Origin of the sequence: Methylobacterium cerastii, from assembly GCF_022179125.1 — a bacterium.
Lineage (GTDB): Bacteria > Pseudomonadota > Alphaproteobacteria > Rhizobiales > Beijerinckiaceae > Methylobacterium > Methylobacterium cerastii.
In genome coordinates this window covers 14,079-33,492 of sequence record NZ_BPQG01000049.1, presented here as the reverse complement: position 1 = coordinate 33,492, position 19,414 = coordinate 14,079, and the positions used below count along the sequence as shown (strand labels likewise).

General features: G+C 68.8%; 16 protein-coding genes, 1 tRNA gene and 3 pseudogenes. 9 read left to right on the top strand and 11 right to left on the bottom strand.

Translation table 11 applies throughout. The annotated features are described in order from the left end of the window. Positions 1 to 167 (bottom strand): annotated as a pseudogene (locus MFF13_RS16220) (IS256 family transposase); the annotation flags it as partial. Between the two features lie 106 nt (positions 168 to 273). Between MFF13_RS16220 and MFF13_RS16215 the strand changes: the two are divergent. The 3 genes and pseudogenes from MFF13_RS16215 to MFF13_RS16205 form a co-directional block, all read left to right on the top strand. Then, positions 274 to 1,191 (top strand): annotated as a pseudogene (locus tag MFF13_RS16215) (transposase); the annotation flags it as partial. Positions 1,192 to 1,240: 49 nt separating this feature from the next. Further along, positions 1,241 to 1,432 (top strand): annotated as a pseudogene (locus MFF13_RS16210) (prolipoprotein diacylglyceryl transferase family protein); the annotation flags it as partial. A gap of 20 nt (positions 1,433 to 1,452) precedes the next feature. Next, complete coding sequence (locus MFF13_RS16205; RefSeq protein WP_238272533.1) at positions 1,453 to 1,656, top strand: hypothetical protein; 204 nt, start codon at positions 1,453 to 1,455, stop codon at positions 1,654 to 1,656. 298 nt (positions 1,657 to 1,954) lie between these two features. Here the strand turns inward: MFF13_RS16205 and MFF13_RS16200 are convergent. Continuing rightward, positions 1,955 to 2,029 (bottom strand) — tRNA-Glu (locus tag MFF13_RS16200). A 128-nt stretch (positions 2,030 to 2,157) separates the two neighbouring features. Here MFF13_RS16200 and MFF13_RS16195 point away from each other — a divergent pair. Continuing rightward, on the top strand, positions 2,158 to 3,135 hold the full coding sequence (locus tag MFF13_RS16195; RefSeq protein ID WP_238272534.1) for an RluA family pseudouridine synthase: 978 nt from the start codon (positions 2,158 to 2,160) through the stop codon (positions 3,133 to 3,135). 238 nt (positions 3,136 to 3,373) lie between these two features. Further along, entirely contained in the window at positions 3,374 to 4,258 is an 885-nt protein-coding gene (rpoH, locus tag MFF13_RS16190; protein WP_147728070.1) for an RNA polymerase sigma factor RpoH, read from the top strand. 100 nt (positions 4,259 to 4,358) lie between these two features. On the opposite strand, the gene MFF13_RS16185 is transcribed toward rpoH, so the two are convergent. The 5 genes from MFF13_RS16185 to purB all read right to left on the bottom strand — a co-directional run bounded on the left by MFF13_RS16185 (position 4,359) and on the right by purB (position 10,215). Next, positions 4,359 to 5,813, bottom strand: coding sequence for a histidine kinase (locus tag MFF13_RS16185; RefSeq protein ID WP_238272532.1), 1,455 nt, complete (start codon positions 5,811 to 5,813; stop codon positions 4,359 to 4,361). 51 nt (positions 5,814 to 5,864) lie between these two features. Continuing rightward, positions 5,865 to 7,157, bottom strand: coding sequence for an adenylosuccinate synthase (locus MFF13_RS16180; protein WP_238272531.1), 1,293 nt, complete (start codon positions 7,155 to 7,157; stop codon positions 5,865 to 5,867). 159 nt (positions 7,158 to 7,316) lie between these two features. Further along, the gene (locus MFF13_RS16175; protein ID WP_147764057.1) at positions 7,317 to 7,658 is read right to left on the bottom strand and encodes a hypothetical protein; all 342 of its coding nucleotides are present in this window, start codon (positions 7,656 to 7,658) and stop codon (positions 7,317 to 7,319) included. A gap of 328 nt (positions 7,659 to 7,986) precedes the next feature. Next, the gene (locus MFF13_RS16170; RefSeq protein ID WP_238272530.1) at positions 7,987 to 8,844 is read right to left on the bottom strand and encodes a D-amino-acid transaminase; all 858 of its coding nucleotides are present in this window, start codon (positions 8,842 to 8,844) and stop codon (positions 7,987 to 7,989) included. 63 nt (positions 8,845 to 8,907) lie between these two features. Next, entirely contained in the window at positions 8,908 to 10,215 is a 1,308-nt protein-coding gene (gene purB, locus MFF13_RS16165) for an adenylosuccinate lyase (RefSeq protein ID WP_147830163.1), read from the bottom strand. 365 nt (positions 10,216 to 10,580) lie between these two features. On the opposite strand from purB, the gene MFF13_RS16160 reads away from it, so the two are divergent. Both MFF13_RS16160 and MFF13_RS16155 read left to right on the top strand, forming a co-directional pair. Beyond that, a complete protein-coding gene (locus tag MFF13_RS16160; protein ID WP_238272529.1) occupies positions 10,581 to 12,725 on the top strand; it encodes a TonB-dependent receptor in 2,145 nt (714 codons plus the stop codon). Between the two features lie 190 nt (positions 12,726 to 12,915). After that, on the top strand, positions 12,916 to 14,613 hold the full coding sequence (locus tag MFF13_RS16155) for a methyl-accepting chemotaxis protein (RefSeq protein ID WP_147830167.1): 1,698 nt from the start codon (positions 12,916 to 12,918) through the stop codon (positions 14,611 to 14,613). Positions 14,614 to 14,715: 102 nt separating this feature from the next. Here the strand turns inward: MFF13_RS16155 and MFF13_RS16150 are convergent, their stop codons facing one another. The 4 genes from MFF13_RS16150 to hemB all read right to left on the bottom strand — a co-directional run bounded on the left by MFF13_RS16150 (position 14,716) and on the right by hemB (position 17,730). Continuing rightward, positions 14,716 to 15,462, bottom strand: a complete 747-nt coding sequence (locus tag MFF13_RS16150; RefSeq protein ID WP_238272528.1) for an arginyltransferase — start codon at positions 15,460 to 15,462, stop codon at positions 14,716 to 14,718. Positions 15,463 to 15,726: 264 nt separating this feature from the next. Next, positions 15,727 to 16,215: an RDD family protein gene (locus tag MFF13_RS16145; protein ID WP_238272527.1), complete on the bottom strand. Its 489-nt coding sequence runs from the start codon at positions 16,213 to 16,215 to the stop codon at positions 15,727 to 15,729. An 82-nt stretch (positions 16,216 to 16,297) separates the two neighbouring features. Next, on the bottom strand, positions 16,298 to 16,660 hold the full coding sequence (locus MFF13_RS16140; RefSeq protein ID WP_147830173.1) for a hypothetical protein: 363 nt from the start codon (positions 16,658 to 16,660) through the stop codon (positions 16,298 to 16,300). Beyond that, positions 16,657 to 17,730 carry a porphobilinogen synthase gene (gene hemB, locus MFF13_RS16135; protein ID WP_238272526.1) on the bottom strand — a complete coding sequence of 358 codons (1,074 nt, stop codon included), beginning with the start codon at positions 17,728 to 17,730 and terminating at the stop codon, positions 16,657 to 16,659. The genes MFF13_RS16140 and hemB overlap by 4 nt, the downstream gene beginning before the upstream one ends. 145 nt (positions 17,731 to 17,875) lie before the next feature. Between hemB and MFF13_RS16130 the strand changes: the two genes are divergently transcribed. Together MFF13_RS16130 and MFF13_RS16125 are read left to right on the top strand one after the other, a co-directional pair. After that, positions 17,876 to 18,940: an enoyl-CoA hydratase/isomerase family protein gene (locus MFF13_RS16130; RefSeq protein WP_147830177.1), complete on the top strand. Its 1,065-nt coding sequence runs from the start codon at positions 17,876 to 17,878 to the stop codon at positions 18,938 to 18,940. Beyond that, entirely contained in the window at positions 18,940 to 19,395 is a 456-nt protein-coding gene (locus MFF13_RS16125) for a DUF6163 family protein (RefSeq protein WP_147751685.1), read from the top strand. The genes MFF13_RS16130 and MFF13_RS16125 overlap by 1 nt, the downstream gene beginning before the upstream one ends. Positions 19,396 to 19,414: the final 19 nt, after the last annotated feature.

Genomic DNA, 19,414 nt, shown 5'->3' with positions numbered 1-19,414 from the left:
CGCTGGACCAGACGCTCGGCGTTCTTCTCGCCGTGGGCCGCGCCGGTCAGGCCGCCCACCTCCAGCTCCATCAGTCGCTCGGCTGCAAAACCGATCATCTCACGCAGCAGATCGGCGTCGGCACTCTTCTCCATCAGCCCGCGCAGGGCCATGATCTCGTCGGTCATCGGGGGTCTCTCGGGTTCGGGGTTGGTCGTCGCAACCCGACCCTACCCGGCAACCGCCGATGACCACCCCTCAGCTACACCACCGCCTGGGACACGACCCTCGCCCCGCGTCCATCCGCGTCTGAAGCGATTGCCGGCCGTGGCCCCGTCATTGCCATCGACTCAGCGCGTCACGGCCTATCCACGCGCACCGTCCGAAATGCTGGCGCGGGCCGCGGCCCGCGGTCGATGGGAAGCGGTCTACGATGACGTGCGTCGCCGCCATGCGGAGGGACAGTCGCTTCGGCGCATCAATCGCGAGACCGGCCTGGCCCGAGCCACGGTGCGCAAGTACGCCTTCGCCGCGAGCGTCCCCCGGAACGGCGTGCGCGAGCCGAAGCCGAGCATGCTCGATCCTTATCTCGGGCATCTGCATGTCCGCCTGGATGAGGGGTGCGAGAACGCGACGCAACTCTGGCGCGAACTTCAGGGTGTCGGATTTGCCGGCACCGCAAAGCAGGTGCGTCGCTGGTTATCCGAGCGGCGCGCAGGCTCGGCCAAAACGACAATCCGGTCGTCGCCAGCACCGGCTGACATCCGTATTGCGATCTCCACCGCATCACCCCTGGCCTCATCCAAGCAACTGTCCTGGTATCTCCTGCGTGAGCCCGAAGACCTCGACCCCGAGGCAGACGCGGTCGTCGCGCGTGTCCTGCAGGATCCCGAGGCGGCCAAGGTCGTCGATCTCGGTCGCCGGTTCTGCCGGATCGTCCGGAGCCGCTGTCATACGCCGCCATCGGGAAGATCGGATGTCACGGCGTTCGATGAATGGCTCTGCGAAGCGCAAGCCTGCGGCGTCCGCATCGTCGAGAACTTCGCTGCCAGCATCGGTCAGGACGGAGACGCCGTCCGGGCTGCGCTGACACTCCCTTGGAGCCGTGGACAGGCTGAAGGGCAGATCACGCGTCTCAAGCTCTTGAAGCGCGCCATGTACGGCCGCGCCAACCTCGATCTCCTCCGCCGACGGTTCCTCCTCGCAGCCTGATCCACCAAACCCGGCGAAGAGCCAGTTCAATGGGGCCGATCATTTCGCCCTGCCCTTTCCGGCCATCGACCCGGTCGCCGTCGCGATCGGGCCGATCACCATCAAGTGGTACGCCCTGGCCTACATCGCCGGGCTGATCGGCGGGTGGTTCTATGCGCGCCGCCTCGTGATGGCCGAGCGCTACTGGGGCGTGGTGCGCCGTCCGACCACCGTGGACATCGACGACATGATCGTCTGGGTTCGACGGGCTGCTCGATCCGAATGGCCACGCTCGACACGCCCGTGACTGTCGACCTGGTGGCCGAACTGCTGCAGCCATGGCCCCTACGGGCGACCTTGGCTTCGCTCTGGGCGCCAAATGCCGAGCGGATGGCGGAGGCGACCGCCGCGAAGGTGCGCTGCGTCGCGAACTCGTCGCAGCTCAACCGGCTGATGGAGGACGGCAAGGATAAGCCGGACGGCTGATTGAAAGAGGGGATCTCGGCTTTGCGGACCAAGCGGAACCTAACGAAGACCGAGCTTGGCCGGATCCGGACGCAGCGGAGATCGGCCTTGGATACATCGACCACGTCGGGCGTCCAATGCGCGAGCACGTGACGTCGGGCGAGATACCAGCCTTGAAGGCGTGGTCCACGCGATCGTTGATCGGAAAGAGATCGAAGCGGACGTGATCCGCATCTTCGGCGACTTAAGAAAACTCGGAAACTTCAGCACCAGAGGCCGGCAGCACATCAAGCCCGGCGTTCGCAATTCTGCACAGAAGTGGCGCGCCCACGGGGAATCGAACCCCGGTCTGATCCGTGAGAGGGACCTGTCCTAACCGCTAGACGATGGGCGCGGTCGCTGCGGCTGATGAAGCTATCGGCCGGCGAGGCGTTCGTATAGCGACGGTGCGTCGAGGGAGCAAGACCCGGGCGGTGCCTTTTTCGCTGGGTCGTGAGGAGTGGCGTGTTGCAGGGTTTCGAGATCGAAGGCGAGCGTCAGGCGGTGATCGGGCCGGAGGCGGAGCGGGTGCGGCTCGACCGCGCCCTGGCGATCGCGTTCCCGGACGTCTCGCGGGCGCGGCTTCAGGATCTGGTGAAGGCGGGCCATGTCCGCCGTGACGGGGTGACCGTGCTCGATTCGGCGGTGAAGGTCGGGCCGGGCACGGTGCTGGCGGTGGTGCTGCCGGAGGCGGTGTCCGCCGAACCGCAGGCTGAGTCTCTCGATCTCGTCATCGCCTACGAGGACGACGACCTAGTGGTGATCGACAAGCCGGCCGGGCTGGTGGTCCACCCGGCGCCGGGGCATGCGGCTGGCACGCTGGTGAACGCCCTGATCGGCCATTGCGGGGCGAGCCTGTCCGGCATCGGAGGCGTACGCCGGCCCGGCATCGTCCACCGCCTCGACAAGGACACCAGCGGCCTGATCGTCGTCGCGAAGAACGACGCGGCCCACAAGGGGCTCACCGCGCAGTTCGCCGACCACGGACGCAGCGGCCCTCTGGAGCGGGCCTACCTCGCCCTGGTCTGGGGCCTGCCGGAGCCGCGCGTCGGCACCATCGAGGCCAACCTCGACCGCAGCCACAAGAATCGCGAGAAGATCGCGGTGGTACGCGGCGACGAGGGCCGGCATGCAGTGACGCACTACGCCGTGGAGGCTGCCTACGCGGAGGCCGCGCTGGTGCGCTGCCGGCTCGAGACCGGGCGCACGCACCAGATCCGCGTGCACATGACCCATCGCGGCCATCCGCTGCTGGGGGACGCGATCTATGGCGGAGCCTTCATCACCAAGGCCGCTCGGTTGTCGGAGACGGCGCAGGGCGCGCTCCATACGCTCGGGCGACAGGCGTTGCACGCGGCACTCCTGGGCTTCGCCCACCCGCGCACTGGGGAGCACCTTCGCTTCGAGAGCCAACTTCCGCCGGAGATGGCGAACTTGGTGGCGGCGCTAGCGAAGAGCTGAACGCTGTCGCAGCGATGCCACGGTCAAGGACTTGCGTGCGGAACCGCACCGAGACCCGCGACCGATCGTGACAGGTTCGACTTTCCGAAGCCGCGATGCGTTGAGTTTATGTTCTCGTCGCGGACCCGCTACCGGCCCGGAGCTTTCCCCACTAACATGGGGTTCGGAAAGCCGGCTTGAGAAGCGGCGCTCCGTACACAGCGTCCGCCCGATCGGGGGACCATCGAAGGAGATTGCCATGGCCGGCGCATTGCCCGTGCTCGCCAACGAAGGTGGCCTGTCGCGCTACCTCGACGAGATCCGCAAGTTCCCCATGCTGGAACCGACGGAAGAGTTCACGCTGGCCAAGAACTGGCGCGACGGCGGCGACCGCGAGGCGGCGCACCGCCTCGTCACGTCGCACCTGCGCCTCGTGGCGAAGATCGCCATGGGCTATCGCGGCTACGGCCTGCCGATCGGCGAGGTCGTGTCCGAGGGTAACGTCGGCCTGATGCAGGCGGTCAAGCGCTTCGATCCCGATAAGGGCTTTCGGCTTGCGACCTATGCGATGTGGTGGATCAAGGCGGCGATCCAGGAATACATCCTGCGGTCGTGGTCGCTCGTGAAGATGGGCACCACGGCCAACCAGAAGAAGCTGTTCTTCAACCTGCGTAAGGCGAAGGGCAAGATCTCGGCCCTCGAGGAAGGCGACCTGAAGCCCGATCAGGTCGCGCAGATCGCGACTCGGCTCGGCGTGCCCGAGCAGGACGTGATCGATATGAACCGGCGCCTGTCCGGCGACACCTCGCTTAACGCGCCCCTGCGCGAGGAGGGCGAGGGCGAGTGGCAGGATTGGCTCGTGGACAACGCTCCGAGCCAAGAGACGGTGCTAGCCGGCGAGCAGGAGGGCCAGAACCGGCTGTCGGCCCTGCGCGACGCGCTCTCGGTGCTAAATGCGCGCGAGCGGCGCATCTTCGAGGCACGCCGGCTCGCCGACGACCCGATCACCCTCGAAGACCTCTCCGGTGAGTTCGGCGTCTCGCGTGAGCGCGTGCGTCAGATCGAGGTGCGGGCGTTCGAGAAGGTACAGGAAGCCGTGAAACGCAACCTCGCCACGCGCGAGCTGCCGCGCATGGGTGCGTAAGGCGGGGCTCTCGCCAGGTTTGAACTTCCGACCCGCATCTCCCCTCCCCCCTTCCACTGGGCGGGGAGACGCGGTTTCGTTGCGTTTAGGACGGATCAGCTTACTTCCACTGGTCGAACGCATCCTGCACGACCTGTGTGCCGGCGTTGCCCTTCTCGAAGTTGACGACCGCGCGTTGGCCGCTGACGTAGCGGACCGCGAGGTCGAACCAGGGCTTGTGCAGCAGCAGGTCGGTGTTGCGATCGACGTCACCACGCAGCGACGACAGGCCGATCAGGAAGCGGTTGTCCGTCACGCGGATCGGCAGGCCCGACACTGGGGAGCCCCGGGCGGCTTCGTCGTCCTTGGCCTGAAGCAGGCCGATATCCTGCACCGCGCGTTTCTCGCCTTCGGTCCCCGTGTCGGTGAAGACGAGGTTGATCGTGTGCGACGCCGGAAGGGTCTGATCGAGGTTGCGCTGGATCGTCATCACCAGCGTCAGGCCGGCCTCCGGCACCGTGACCGTCGCGACGATCGCCGTCTCCAGGGGCTGGCCCTGCTCGCCCGGCACCGAATCAAGACGCCAGACCACGCGCCCAGCTGTCGAGATCGGCGCGGCGTTCGGGGTCGCCGTGTTCTCCTCGATCAGGACGGCACGCTGCGCCACCGCGAGGCCGGGCTGGCTCGGCTGCGTCGAAGGATTGCGCGGGCTTGATGACGCCGTCGCCGGGGCGTTCGCCGACGGCGACGACTTGGGAGCCGGATCACCGCCGACCCGATCGGAGTACTTCGTGTCGCCCGAGTCCTGCTGGGTCTCCGCCGTTTCGGCGCCCTCGGCGGGGAGGTTCGCCGGCTTGTCGCGCAGCAGGAAGGCCGCGACCGCGATCAGGCCGATCACCACGGTGAGGACGACGCCGACGAACGCGTTGCGCAACAGTCGCGAGCGACCGCCACGCGGTGCTACCACGTCGATGCGCGGGCGCTGCCGGCCGTTGGCCGAATCGTTGGCCGCGATCGCATCGTTTGCCACCTCGGCCGGTGCGACGGTCTCGAGCTGAGCCTCGGGGACCGGATCCGGCGCTTTCGCCTTGCGCGCAGTGATCGGAACGAGCGCCTCGCGCGGTTCCTCCGGCGGCAACGGGAGGAAGCTCGGCGGCGGCGCCGGCGGCAGGAACGGCGTCGGCTCGGGCGGCGGCGTGGGCTCAGGCGGCGATATCCGCTCGGGCGGGGGCGCCGGCTCGAAGGCCTGCGCAGGCGGAGGTGCGGGTGGCTCCGGGATCGGTGCCGGCCTCGCCGGAGGAACCGGTGCTGGAGCAGCCCGCGGTGAGACGACGGGAGGCGGTGCGAGCTCAGGCGCGGCCGATGAGGCAGCGTAGTCGCGTTCGAGGCGCTCGATCGCGTTGTCCAGCGCCTGCCGTTCGAGGTCGATGTCCGCCTCGGGCAGGGGTGGGTCGAGCGAGCGGAGCTGGCCGATCAGGGCGTTCCGCGCGCGCTCGTAGACGGCCTTGCGCATGGCCGGCGTCCGGTCGGGCAAGGCGTCGAGCGCCCGCGCCAGCAACGGGTAGTAATCGGCCATGTCCTCTGGAATCCGCGTGTTCGCGGTCCGTGCGTTGCACGGACCGGACGATCAATCCTCGAAGGGATTGTGCATCAGTATGGTGTCGTCGCGCTCCGGCGAGGTCGAGAGCAGCGCCACCGGGCAGCCGATCAGCTCCTCGATGCGCCGGACGTACTTGATCGCCTGAGCCGGCAGCTCGGCCCAGGAGCGGGCGCCGGCAGTCGTTTCCGACCATCCGGGGATGGTCTCGTAGATCGGCTCCACGCGCGCCTGCGCCGCCTGGCTCGCCGGCAGGTGGTCGATCACCGCGCCGTCGAGGCGGTAGCCGGTGCAGATCTCGATCGTCTCGAACCCATCGAGGATGTCGAGCTTGGTTAGCGCGATCCCGTTGATGCCGGACGTCCGCACCGTCTGGCGCACCAGTACCGCGTCGAACCAGCCGCAGCGGCGCTTGCGCCCTGTGTTGACGCCGAACTCGCGGCCCTTCCGGCCGATGGTCTCGCCGATTTCATCGAACAGTTCGGTCGGGAACGGGCCCTCGCCGACGCGGGTGGTGTAGGCTTTTGCAATGCCGAGCACGTAGCCGATCGCGCCCGGGCCGAGGCCCGAGCCGGTCGCCGCCTGCGCGGCCACGATGTTCGAGGAGGTGACGAAGGGATAGGTGCCGTGGTCGACGTCGAGGAGCGCGCCCTGCGCCCCTTCGAACAGGATGCGTTTGCCGGCGCGCCGCTCCTCGTCGAGGAGCGCCCAGACCGGGCAGGCATAGGGCAGGATCGTCGGCGCGATCGCCTTCAATTCGGAGAGCAGCGCGGCCGCGTCCACCTCGGCGATGCCGAGGCCGCGACGCAGCGCGTTGTGGTGGGTCAGCACCCGCTCGATCTTGGCCGGCAGGGTGTCGGCGTCGGCCAGGTCCACCACGCGGATCGCGCGACGGCCGACCTTGTCCTCGTAGGCCGGGCCGATGCCGCGCTTGGTCGTGCCGATCTTCAGCCCGGCGTTGGCGGTCTCGCGAAAATGGTCGAGCTCGCGGTGCAGCGGCAGGATCAGCGTCGCGTTGTCGGCGATGCGCAGGGATTTCGGCGAGACCTCGACGCCCTGTGCCTGGATGCGGGCGATCTCGTCCACCAGGTGCCAGGGATCGACGACGACGCCGTTGCCGATCACAGAAAGCTTGCCGCCGCGCACCACGCCCGAGGGCAGGAGCGCGAGCTTGTAGGTGACGCCGTCGATGACCAGCGTGTGGCCGGCATTGTGCCCGCCCTGGAAGCGGACGACGATGTCGGCCTGCTCGGAGAGCCAGTCGACGATCTTGCCCTTGCCCTCATCGCCCCATTGGGCGCCTACGACGACGACGTTCGCCATGCGTGCCTTCTGACCCGTGGCCCGTTCGCGGGCGCACGGCGTTGCGCCGCGCGAGAGAAAACCCGTTGCCGTGAGGGTGTTTCCGCGATCCGGTCCGGGAAATCAAGCAAACCGCCCCGCCGGCGCGGAAGCGGCGGGGGATGGCTGCAGGGCCGAGCGCTATTTGGCCTCGGTGCCGGGCTTCTGACCGGGCAGTTCGCCCGGCTTGATCACCGGCATCGAACCGGCGTTCGGGTTCGGCGGCTCGACCACCATGCCCGGCGCCGCGTTGCCCGGCGGCTTGATGACGCCGTCGCTCTGCCGCAGCTTGTCGCTCAGGGTGGAATCGTTCGGCGGCGCGTCGGCGTTCGGGCGCACGCGCTCGGGCGGCGTCTGGTTTTGGGGGGGCAGCACTGGATCGGTGTCGCGACCCTTCAGCGGCGCATCGGGATTCTGGGCGAGCGCGGCCGTGGCGACCAGCGCGAAGACCGAGGCGGCGAGCCCCGTCAGGACTTTGGACAACGAAGACCTCCCTCTCGTTCACGATCGGGAAGCAAACACCGAGGTCGGGAAACCGTTCCTGTCGCCGGAAGTGCGACACCGCTCTGCATGTCGAAGAGCGTTGCGGCATGTCCGTCCTTCGGACGCCGTCGCCGACCCGAACCAACACGCGGCTCCCTCTCCCAGGGGGAGAGGGTTGGGGTGGGGGGCGTGCCGTATCCGGAGCGGCCACGCCCCTCATCCTGCCCTTCTCCCCATGGGAGAAGGGCCCTGCGCCGTTTCAGGAAAGCTCGGGCGTGCGATGACCGTGGAAGGCGTGGCGGGCTGGGGGACGACCGAACCGCCGGCCTCAATCCCCCCGCGCCATGGCGATGTAGAGTTCGCGTAGGCGCCGGGCCACGGGGCCTGGGACGCCCTCCCCGATCGGGCGGCCGTCGATGGCGACCACCGGCATCACAAAGGCGGAGGCGCTGGTGTAGAAGGCTTCCGAAGCCGCGTGCGCCTCGTCGACGGAGAACAGACGTTCCTCCACCGTCAGGCCGGTCTCGGCGGCAAGCCGCATCACCGCCGCGCGGGTGATGCCGGGCAGGAGCGCGGTGGAAAGTGGGCGGGTGACCAGGCGCCCGTCCTTGGTGGCGATGAACGCGGTGGAGGACGATCCCTCGGTGACTGCGCCGTCCTCGACCATCCAGGCCTCGGCCACGCCAGCCTCGGCCGCCGCCTGCTTGGTCAGCACCTGCGCCAGCAAAGCCACCGACTTGATGTCGCGGCGCTTCCAGCGAAGATCCTCGACCGTGACGACCTTGGCGCCGGTCTCGGCCAGCGTGTTGGCGATCACGGTCTTGGCCTGCGTGAACATCATCACGGTCGGCGGCGTGTCGGCGGGCGGGAAGGCGAAGTCGCGCTCGTACACGCCGCGCGTCACCTGCATGTAGACTAAACCCTCGACGACGCCGTTCTTCGCGACGAGCTCCGTCTGCAGCCGCTCCCATTCCGCCGCGTCGTGCGGGTTGCGGATGCCGATCTCGCCGAGCGACCGGTCGAGGCGGGCGAGATGCGCCGCGTTGTCGACGAGGCGCCCTTCGATGATCGCCGAGACCTCGTAGATCCCGTCCGCGAACAGGAAGCCGCGGTCCATCACCGGCACGCGGGCCTGGTCGAAGGGGAGGAACTCCCCGTTGAGGTAGACGATGCGGGGTGACGCCACGGCGGATGCCTCGTGTTCGGGACGTATGATGAGCCTGCCTCAAGCAGGATTCGTGCGGATCGCTCAGCTGTCGCCGAACACTCGTGAGAAGATCGTGTCCACGTGTTTGAAGTGGTAGCCGAGATCGAAGCATTCCTCGATCTGCTCGGGCGACAACGCGGCGGCGACCTCGCTGTCGGCCTTGAGCAGGGCGAGGAAGTCGCCCTGCCCACGCCAGACCGGCATCGCGTTGCGCTGAACCAGCCGATACGCATCCTCGCGGCTGACCCCCTCCTGGGTCAAAGCGAGCAGCACCCGCTGCGAGTGGACCAAGCCGCCGAGGCGGTCGAGGTTCTTCTGCATCTGAGCCGGGTAGATCAGCAGCTTGTCGATCACGCCGGTCATGCGCGCCAGCGCGAAGTCGAGGGTGACGGTGGCGTCCGGTCCGATCATCCGCTCGACGGAGGAATGTGAGATGTCGCGCTCATGCCAGAGCGCCACGTTCTCCATCGCCGGCATCGCGTAGGAACGCACCATGCGGGCAAGGCCGGTGATGTTCTCGGTGAGCACGGGGTTGCGCTTGTGCGGCATCGCCGACGAGCCCTTCTGCCCTTCCGAGAAGAACTCCTCCGCCTCGAGAACTTCGGTGCGCTGCAGGTGGCGGACCTCGATCGCCAGGCGCTCGAGCGACGAGGCGACGACGCCGAGCGTCGCGAAGAACATCGCATGGCGGTCGCGCGGGATGACCTGGGTCGAGACCGGCTCGGGCGTCAGCCCCATCTTCTCGGAGACGTAGGCCTCCACCCGCGGGTCGATGTTGGCGAAGGTGCCGACGGCGCCCGAGATCGCGCAGGTGGCGATCTCCTCGCGCGCCAGGACCAGCCGCGCACGGTTGCGCGCGAACTCGGCGAAGGCTTGGGCGAGCTTGAGGCCGAAGGTCACCGGCTCGGCGTGGATGCCGTGCGAGCGGCCGATCGTCGGGGTGAGCTTGTGCTCAAGCGCGCGGCGCTTGAGGGCGGCGAGCAGCGCGTCCACGTCGGCGATGAGGATGTCGGCGGCACGCACGAGCTGCACGTTGAGGCAGGTGTCGAGCACGTCCGACGAGGTCATGCCCTGGTGGACGAAGCGCGCCTCCGGCCCGACGATCTCAGACAGGTGCGTCAGGAAGGCGATGACGTCGTGCTTCGTCACCGCCTCGATCTCGTCGATGCGGGCGACGTCGAACACCGCGTCGCGGCCCTTCTCCCAGACCTTGTCGGCGGCCGCCTTCGGCACGACGCCGATCTCCGCCAGCGCCGTCGTGGCGTGCGCCTCGATCTCGAACCAGATGCGGAAGCGTTCTTCCGGCGACCAGATCGCCGTCATCGCGGGGCGGCTGTAGCGGGGGATCATCGGCGTCTCGTCTACGGGCTGGTCCGAGCCGCGCGCCTAGCATGGGCCGCCGGGCGGCTCAACGCGCGGTGGCCGCCCGCCGGAACGGAGGATGGCCGACGTCAGCGTTGCAACTTGGACACAGACTGTAACGATCGGAAACAATCTGGAACGGATCCAGGATGAAAACCGCAAGGACTTTGCGCAATGCCGAGGGCGGTTTAGCGCAGACGTTGTAGTCGTTCTTAGAACGAGTACAAAACATCACGGCTTAGTCTTGCGTCGTATCCCTTGTCCTGTTCGCGATTGCGCGTAGAGCCGCAATAGCGCCCCCGAAGCATTCGTGGGCTAGCGAACCAAGAACTACGACATCGGGACCCGTCATCATGCAGATCGCACCTTCGCCGCGCCTCCTGGCCGCGCTTCTCGGCTCGTCGTTCCTTATCGCGCCGGCGGTTGCACAAGTCGTCCCAGCACAACCGGCGCCCGCCGGCGAGGCCAACGTGACCCTGGACCAGCTCAGCGTCGAGGGCCTGAACGGCAACACCGTCGGCTACCTCACCAAACGCACCCGGAGCGCGACGAAGACCGACACCGCCCTGATCGACACGCCGCAATCGATCACCATCGTCACGCGCGAGCAGGTGCTGGACCAGAACTACCAGAACCTCACCGAGCAGCTGCGCTTCGTGCCGGGCGTGATCCCGGCCCAGGGCGAGAGCAACCGCGACCAGCTTATTATCCGCGGGCAGAACACCAGCGCGGATTTCTACGTCAACGGCGTCCGCGATGACGTGCAGTACTTCCGCGACTTGTACAACATCCAGCGAATCGAGGTGCTGAACGGCCCCGATTCGCTGATCTTCGGCCGTGGCGGCGGCGGCGGCATCGTGAACCGCGTCCTGAAGGAGGCGGACGGTTACCGCGTCCGCGAGATCGTGGCCGGCGGCGGCCAGTTCGGCGACAAGCGCGTCGCGTTCGACGTGGGCGACCGGATCAGCGACAGCGTGTTCTTCCGCCTGAACGCCATCGCCGAGGATTCGGGCACCTTCCGCCAGTTCGGCGACCTGCATCGCTACGGGCTGAACCCGACGGCGACCATCGTCATCGATCCGCAGACGACGTTGAAGCTTTCGTATGAGTACTTCCATGACGACCGGTTCCCCGATCGCGGCATCCCCTCGCAATTCGGCCGGCCCTACCGCTACCGCGACAACCTGCGGACGTTCTTCGGCAACCCGGACGTGAACTTCACCAAGGTCGACGCCAACATCGCCACCGCGATCCTCGACCACCGGTTCGATTCAGGGGTCGAGCTGCACAGCCAGCTGCGCTTCGCCGACTACGAGCGGTACTACATCAACACGCTGCCCGGCGGCGCCGTGAACAACGCCGGCACCTCGGTGTCGATCACCGGCTATCGCAACGAGACCGACCGCCGAAACTACTTCAACCAGAACGACTTCACCTACCGCTTCCAGACCGGCGACATGCGCCACACCCTGCTCGGCGGCTTCGAGCTCGGCTACCAGGAAGGCGTGGTGTTCCGCCAGTCGGCGTTCTTCAACAACATCGCCACCAGCATCACCGTGAACCCGCTGGCGCCGATCACCCGCACGCCGATCACCTTCCGCAACAACGGCACGACCGACGCGAACGCGCGCTACAACCTCGGGCTCGCGGCGGTCTACGCGCAGGACCAGATCGACGTGACCGACTGGCTCCAGGTCGTCGGCGGCCTTCGCTACGACCACTTCGATTTCCAGAACGACAACCGCATCCTCAAGCAGAGCTTCAACCGTGTCGACGACCTCGTCTCGCCGCGCGCCGGCATCGTGCTGAAGCCGCTCGCGAACCTCGCGATCTACGGCAGCTACAGCGTCTCGTACCTGCCCTCCTCCGGCGACCAGATCGGCAACTTCACGCCGGGGCTCGTCATCGCCCAGCCGGAGAAGTTCGAGAACACAGAGGTCGGCGTGAAGTACGATGTCTCGCCGACGTTCCAGCTCACCGGCGCGATCTACAACCTCGACCGCCTCAACCAGCGCCTGGCCGACCCGAACAACCCGGGCTTCTTCATCCTCTCGGGCAAGACCAACACCCAGGGCCTGGAGATCGGCGCCAACGGCTACGTCACCGACTGGTGGCAGGTCGCGGGCGGCTACGCGCTGACCGACGCCCGCATCGACAGCGCCACCTCGGCGACGATCGTCAAGGGCAACACCGTCGGCCTGGTGCCGATCAACGCCTTCACCCTATGGAACAAGTTCGAAGTGACGAAGCAGTTCTCGGTCGGCGTCGGCGTGCTCAACTACACCCACACCTTCGCCGCGTCGGACAACACCGTCCGCCTTCCGGGCTACACCCGCATCGACCTGGGGCTGTTCTACCAGGTGAACGAGTTCGTGCGGGCGCAGGTGAACATCGAGAACCTGTTCGACCGGCGCTACATCGCCACCGCCGACAACAACAACAACATCTCGCCCGGCGCGCCGCGCACCATCCGCGCACAGGTGGTCGCACGGTTCTGATGGACGGCGCGCGCTTCGGGGCGGGGCCGGCGGGGCGTCTCCCGTCCTGACCCGACCCGGCGCGGGCGCAGGATCCCGAGCGGCGTGCAAGTGCGGAGGCAGGGCTTCGCACTGGTTGTACAGTGACAGATTGTAAACCCAAAATCGGGCATCCTGTCATCGCACCCCGCGCGCCCATCGGAATACAATCATGCGCCATCTGGCCGACATGAAGATCATCTTCAAAGTCGCAATCCCCTTCTTCCTGATCGCCCTGGTCACGCTCGGCATCGGCCTCTACGCCCGGACGATCCTCCTCGACTCGGCGCGGCAGACGCGAAGCCTGGTCGACGTCCAGGCGGCACGCCTCGAAAGCATCCTGAGCATCCGGATCGCCGTGAACGAGGCCTCCGTCCAGGCTCGGAACATCATCATCGAGACCCGTCAGGAGGAGAGGTCCGCCTACAAGACGCGCTACGACGACGCCGTGAAGACCAGCCTCGACCTCGCCGCGAAGCTCATCGCGATGTCCGACACGCCCGAGCGCAAGGCGGCGAACCAGAAGCTGGCCGACACTTTGACCGAGTTCTTCGCGGTGACGGACCAATCCAACGTCCTCGGCCTCAAGAATGCGGGCGACGCGGCCAGCGCGATACTCCTGCGGGAGGGGGTGGTACTCCGCATGAAGGTCCGCGACATGGTCCAGCCGCGGGTCGAGCTGCTGACGACCGAGCTCCGCAAGGCTCGCGACAACGCCGAGGCCTCCGCCGCAAGCGCCAGCGCCACGCTGATCACCGCGACGGCGGCGGGCTTGCTCGGCACCCTCGCGCTCGCCTGCACCATCGTCGTATTCGGCATCACCCGGCCTCTGGGGTCCTTGGTGAACGTTCTCCAGGGCATGGCCAAGGGCGACGTCGACGCCACGATCCGGGCGGCCGACCGCGGCGACGAGATCGGCGCCGTCGGCCGTGCGGTGGAGGGCATCAAGGCGATGGTGGCGCAGAAGGCCACCGAGCAGGCCGAAATCAAGCGCATCGCCGACGAAGCCGCCGGCGCCGAGCGCAAGCGGACGATGGTCGCCCTCGCCGACGGCTTCGAGCAGGCGGTCGGCGGCATCATCGGCATGGTCTCGTCTTCCGCGACCGAGCTGCAGGCCACCGCCCAGACCATGACGGCGACCGCGACCGAGACCGCGAACCAGTCCGTCACCGTGGCCGCCGCCGCGGAGGAGGCCGCCGCCAACGTCCACACGGTGGCCGCGGCCGCAGAGGAGCTCGGCTCCTCGGTCCAGGAGATCAGCCGGCAGGTCGCCGGCTCGTCCGACCTTGCCCGGACGGCGGTGGGCGAGGCCGACCAGACGCTGCATCTGGTGGAGGCCCTGAGCCAGGCCTCCGCCCGGATCGGAGACATGGTCGGCCTGATCTCCAACATCGCCAGCCAGACCAACCTCCTGGCGCTCAACGCCACGATCGAGGCGGCGCGGGCCGGCGAGGCCGGCCGCGGGTTCGCGGTCGTCGCGAGCGAGGTCAAGGAGCTGGCCGGCCAGACGGCCCGGGCCACGGAGGAGATCGGCACCCAGATCGGCCAGATCCAAGGGGTGACGGGCCAGGCCGTCACCGCCATCGGCTCGATCGCGGCGCGCATCCGCGAGATCAACGAGGTCGCCGCCTCGATCACCGCCTCCGTCGAGCAGCAGGGCGCGGCGACCCAGGAGATCGTCCGCAACGTCGCCCAGGCCTCGACCGGGACCACCGAGGTGACCAGCAACATCGCCGGCGTGGCGCAGGCCTCCGAGGAAACCGGCGCTGCCGCGAACGAGGTGCTGTCGGCGGCCTCCGAGCTGTCGCGCCAATCCGAGCACCTCGGGAGCGAGGTCGATCGGTTCCTGCGGACCGTCCGCGCCGCCTGAAGGCGTCGTCACGACATCCCGGGCGGCGGCCGACGCCGCCCGGATTTTCGGACTGCGCGAAGGCGCACCGCCCGAGCAGCCCTCGACGCCCGAAACGGCCGCCTACTCCGCCCGCACCCAGCCCTGCGGCATCAGCCGTTCCTGCGGCAGGAACCGTGCCTTGTAGTCCATCTTGCGCGAGCCCTCGACCCAGTAGCCGAGGTAGAGGTACGGCAGACCCATCTCGCGGGCGCGGCGGATGTGGTCGAGGATCATGTAGGTGCCGAGGCTCCGGTGCGCCTCCGCGGGGTCGTAGAACGAGTAGACCATCGACAGGCCGTCGGAGAGCACGTCGGTGAGGCACAACGCCACCAGCCCGCCGACGCCGCGGCCGTGGATCGCCGTGTCCGGCCCGCGGCGGCGATAGGCCACGAGGTGGGTATCGACGTGGCTGTCCTCGATCATCATCGCGTAGTCGAGCACGGTCATGTCGACCATGCCGCCGTCGCCGTGGCGGGCGTCGAGGTAGCGGCGGAACAGGGCGTACTGCTCCGAGGCCGGGCGGTTCGGCTCCGGCGTGCCGACGAGGTCGGCGTCGCGGGAGAGGATGCGGCGCTGGCTGCCGCCGGGCGCGAAGTCGGCGACGACCACACGCACCGAGACGCAGGCTCGGCAGGTCTCGCAGGCGGGGCGGTAGGCGATGGTCTGCGAGCGGCGGAAGCCGCCCTGCGTCAGGATCTCGTTGAGGTCGCGGGCGCGTCGTCCGACGAGGTGCGTGAACACCTTCCGCTCCTCCTGGCCCGGCAGGTAAGGGCAGGTCGACGGCGCCGTCAGGTAGAATTGCGGTGTGTCGCGCGGGTGGCTCGTCACGCTTCGCGCTGCCCTCTCGCCACGGGTTCCTGCGCCGGGCCGCGATCCGCAGTGTAACGCGGCCGCGGCCGCGCTCAATGGGTTGCCGGCAATCCCGCGGCGACATTTTCGCCGGGGCCGCCGCCGGGGAAGGCTACGCCGCGGCGGAGGTTCGCGGCTTATACCAGACCGCGATGAGCCCGACTCATCGAGGTCCGGCCCCCGCGACTGCGGGGCGGCGGCAATGCGACGGGCCTCATGGGTTCCTACCCATGAGACTTGGTATTAGCCGGCGCGGACGACCGCGAGGCCGAGGAGCACGTCGTGGCCGAGGCGCCGGTCACCGCGGACGAGCCCGAAGGCGAGGTCGAGGAACCACAGCAGGAAGGTCGAGACCGCCACGTAGAACAGCAGCGCGTGCACGGCGGCGGTGAGGATGTCCACCGGCCGCCCGCTCTCGGGCGCGACGACGCGCAGGCCCATCATCCGCATGCCGAGCGTGCTCTGGCGCGACCCGCCGACGGTGATCGCGCTGTAGATCACGCCGCTGGCCGGCAGGATCGCGAACAGGGCCCAGCCCAGGCCGAAGGTGACCACGCCGACGAAGGCGATCGCGACCGACAGCAGGGCGGTGAAGCCGAGGATGAACAGGATGTCGAGCATGTAGGCGACCGTGCGCCCGCCGAGGCTGGCGCGGACGGCCGGCATCGCCACCGGCGGGAGGTAGACGGGCGCATCGAACGGGCGGGCGTATTCGGGACGGGGGTTCAGCATGGCGGTGGTCTCGCGTGACGTCGCTGGTCCGTCAAATGGGAAGTGCCCGAGCCCCCCTCAAGGCCGGGGCGCTCGCGCGCCGTCATGGCGCCTTCGGCTTCGGGTCCTGAGCGTCCGGGCTGTCGAGATAGTAGCGCTTGAGCAGGTAGAGGGAGGACTCGGACAGCGTCTTGCGATCGGTGGCGACGCCCTCGAGCACTGCGCCGGCGTTGAAGCGGCACAGGGCGAAGTGGGGCTGGTTGCCCAGCACGTAGTCGACGCGGACGCTGTCTGGGGCCGAGCCGGTGCCGGCCCGCAGGATGCGCACGGCCGTCTCGTCCGGCACCAGCGCCGGCACCGCGCGGCGGCAGGTGTCGAGGCGCTGCCGCTGCACCGCGCTCTCGCAGGCGACCAGGCCTCCCAGGAAGCCGAGGAGCACGCCGGCGGCAAGGAGCCGGCGCCTCACGCCCCGGCGCGCAGACGCTCGGCGACGCGGGGGGCGTAGTAGGTCAGCACGCCGTCGGCGCCGGCGCGCTTGAAGGCGAGCAGGCTCTCGACCATGGCGCGGTCGCCGTCGAGCCAGCCGTTGCGGCTGGCCGCCTCGATCATCGCGTACTCGCCCGACACCTGGTAGGCGAAGGTCGGCACGCCGAACTCGTCCTTCACCCGGCGGATGATGTCGAGATAGGGCAGGCCCGGCTTCACCATCACCGAATCGGCGCCCTCCTCCAGGTCGAGCGCGACCTCGCGCAGGGCCTCGAGGCCGTTGCCGGGGTCCATCTGGTAGGTGCGCTTGTCGCCCACCAGCGCCGCCTGCGTGCCGATGGCGTCGCGGAACGGGCCGTAGAAGGCGCTGGCGTACTTGGCGGCGTAGGCCATGATCTGCACGTCGAGGTAGCCGGCCTTGTCGAGCCCGGCGCGGATCGCGCCGACGCGCCCGTCCATCATGTCGGAGGGCGCGATGATGTCGGTGCCGGCCTCGGCCTGGATCAGGCTCTGCTCCACCAGGAGCGCCACCGTCTCGTCGTTGAGGATCGCCCCGTCCGAGAGCAGGCCGTCATGGCCGTGGCTGGTGTAGGGATCGAGCGCCACGTCGGTCATGATGCCGACCTGCGGCACCGCCTTCTTCACCGCGCGCACCGCCCGGCACACGAGGTTGTGCGGGTTCAGCGCCTCGGAGCCGGTCGGATCGCGCAAGCTCACCTCCGTGTAGGGGAAGAACGAGACCGCCGGGATGCCGAGGCGCGCGGCGCGCTCGGCGTCGCGCACGATCTCGTCGACGCTCAGGCGCTCGACGCCGGGCATGGAGGCGATCGGCTCGCGCCGGCCGGTCCCCTCGATCACGAACATCGGCCAGATCAGGTCGTCGACCGTCAGCGTATGCTCGCGCACGAGGCGCCGCGACCAGTCGGCCTTGCGGTTGCGCCGCGGGCGCTGGGTGATCTTCAGGCCGGCGGCGCGGGAATCCTCGCGCGCGGTCTCCACGGCGAGGGGGCGCGGCCGGGGCGTGTCGTCGGACGGATGTTCGCGGGACATGGGATCGCGTTCGCTGTGATCGGTTCGCGGGTGGCGCGGCCTAGCACAAGTGCCCGAGCCGGCGAAGCCCGGCGCGTTGACGCGAGCGCCCGGTCGGCCTCTAACCGCGCAACGATCGCGTGGACGGGAACGGAGCGGGCACATCGTGAGCGGAGCCGAAGCGGCCAACGACGAGATCCGGTTCGAGCGGCGGGGCGCGCTCGGCCTCGTCACCCTCGACCGGCCGAAGGCCCTGAACGCGCTCTCCCTCGGGATGATCGACGCGTTGCACGCGCAGCTCGACGCCTGGGCGGCGGATGCCGGCGTCACCCGCGTGGCGATCCGTGGCGCGGGCGGCCGGGCGTTCTGTGCCGGCGGCGACATCCGCCACATCTACGCCTGCGGCAAGGCCGGGCGGTTCGACGACGTGTTCGCGTTCTGGCAAGCCGAGTACCGCCTGGTCGCGCGGATGCAGCGCTACGAGAAGCCGGTCGTCGCGCTGATCGAGGGCGTGGTGATGGGGGGCGGCGTCGGCATCTCGCTGCACGGGGCGCACCGCGTGGCTTGCGAGAGCTACGTCTTCGCCATGCCGGAGGTCGGCATCGGCCTGTTTCCGGACGTGGGCACGACCTACGCCCTGCCCCGGCTTCCGGGACGGATCGGTACCTATCTCGCCCTCACCGGCGGCCGGGTCGGTCCCGGCGACGCCCTCGCGATCGGCCTCGCTACCGCCTACGCCCCGGCGCAGGGCTTCGAGGCGATCCTCGACCGGCTGTCCGACGGCGGACCGGTCGCCGACGCGATCGGGACCGGCGCCCCGCTTCCCCCAACCGGTCCGCTCGTGGCCGAGCGCAGCTTGATCGACGACGCGTTCGCCGCCGACGACGTGGCCGACATCCTCGGCCGCCTCGACGTCGCGGCGTCGGCCGGCTCGACCTTCGCCGCCGAGACCGCGGCGCTGATCCGCACCCGCTGCCCGACGAGCCTGTGCATCGCCCGCGAGCAGATGACCCGCGGGCCCGCGCTCGACTTTCCCGCGGCCGTGCTCACTGAATACCGCCTCGTCACCCGCCTGATGCACGGCCACGACTTCTTCGAGGGCGTGCGCGCCGTGCTGATCGACAAGGACGGACGACCGGATTGGCGGCCGGCGACCCTGGAGGCGGTCGACCGCGACGCGGTGCGCGCCGCCTTCGGCCCGACTGAGCGGCCGGAGCCGCGGTTCTCCTGATGCGCAAGGTCGGACGGATCACCCGCGGCAGCGCGGTCGGCGACGCGCCGGGCGACCGCATCGAGCGGCGCGCGGCCGCGCCCAAGAGCACCTGGGACACGGTGCTGGTCTGGTTCATGCGCCTGACCGCGCTGGCCTGGCTCGCCAAGAGCGTGTTCTCCTTCGCCACGATCCTCGACGTGGTGCCGGGGCATCGCCCGTTCGCGCTGGAGCCGTTCGGCCGGCAGGCGGCGCTGATCTACTTCGCGGTGATCGACGCCAACGCCGCGATCGGCCTGTGGCTCACCAGCGCCTGGGGCGGCGTCGTCTGGCTGCTGGCGGTGACCTCGATGCTGACGCTCGCCGTCCTCACGCCGCAGCTTCTGCAGACGCCGCTGGCGCTGGTCTTGGCTGAGTCCAGTATCGTGGTGATCTATTTCGTATTCTCTTGGCTTGCGGCGCAGGAAGCGCGGTAAACGAGAGGTTATTCGGATC

Excerpts from the sequence above, each read along its gene's own strand:
- MFF13_RS16205 (WP_238272533.1), top strand. The coding sequence starts at position 1,453 with ATGGCCACGCTCGACACGCCCGTGACTGTCGACCTGGTGGCCGAACTG.
- rpoH (WP_147728070.1), top strand. The coding sequence starts at position 3,374 with ATGGCCGGCGCATTGCCCGTGCTCGCCAACGAAGGTGGCCTGTCGCGC.
- MFF13_RS16185 (WP_238272532.1), bottom strand. The coding sequence starts at position 5,813 with ATGGCCGATTACTACCCGTTGCTGGCGCGGGCGCTCGACGCCTTGCCC.
- MFF13_RS16180 (WP_238272531.1), bottom strand. The coding sequence starts at position 7,157 with ATGGCGAACGTCGTCGTCGTAGGCGCCCAATGGGGCGATGAGGGCAAG.
- purB (WP_147830163.1), bottom strand. The coding sequence starts at position 10,215 with ATGATCCCCCGCTACAGCCGCCCCGCGATGACGGCGATCTGGTCGCCG.
- MFF13_RS16160 (WP_238272529.1), top strand. The coding sequence starts at position 10,581 with ATGCAGATCGCACCTTCGCCGCGCCTCCTGGCCGCGCTTCTCGGCTCG.
- MFF13_RS16155 (WP_147830167.1), top strand. The coding sequence starts at position 12,916 with ATGCGCCATCTGGCCGACATGAAGATCATCTTCAAAGTCGCAATCCCC.
- MFF13_RS16145 (WP_238272527.1), bottom strand. The coding sequence starts at position 16,215 with ATGCTGAACCCCCGTCCCGAATACGCCCGCCCGTTCGATGCGCCCGTC.
- hemB (WP_238272526.1), bottom strand. The coding sequence starts at position 17,730 with ATGTCCCGCGAACATCCGTCCGACGACACGCCCCGGCCGCGCCCCCTC.
- MFF13_RS16125 (WP_147751685.1), top strand. The coding sequence starts at position 18,940 with ATGCGCAAGGTCGGACGGATCACCCGCGGCAGCGCGGTCGGCGACGCG.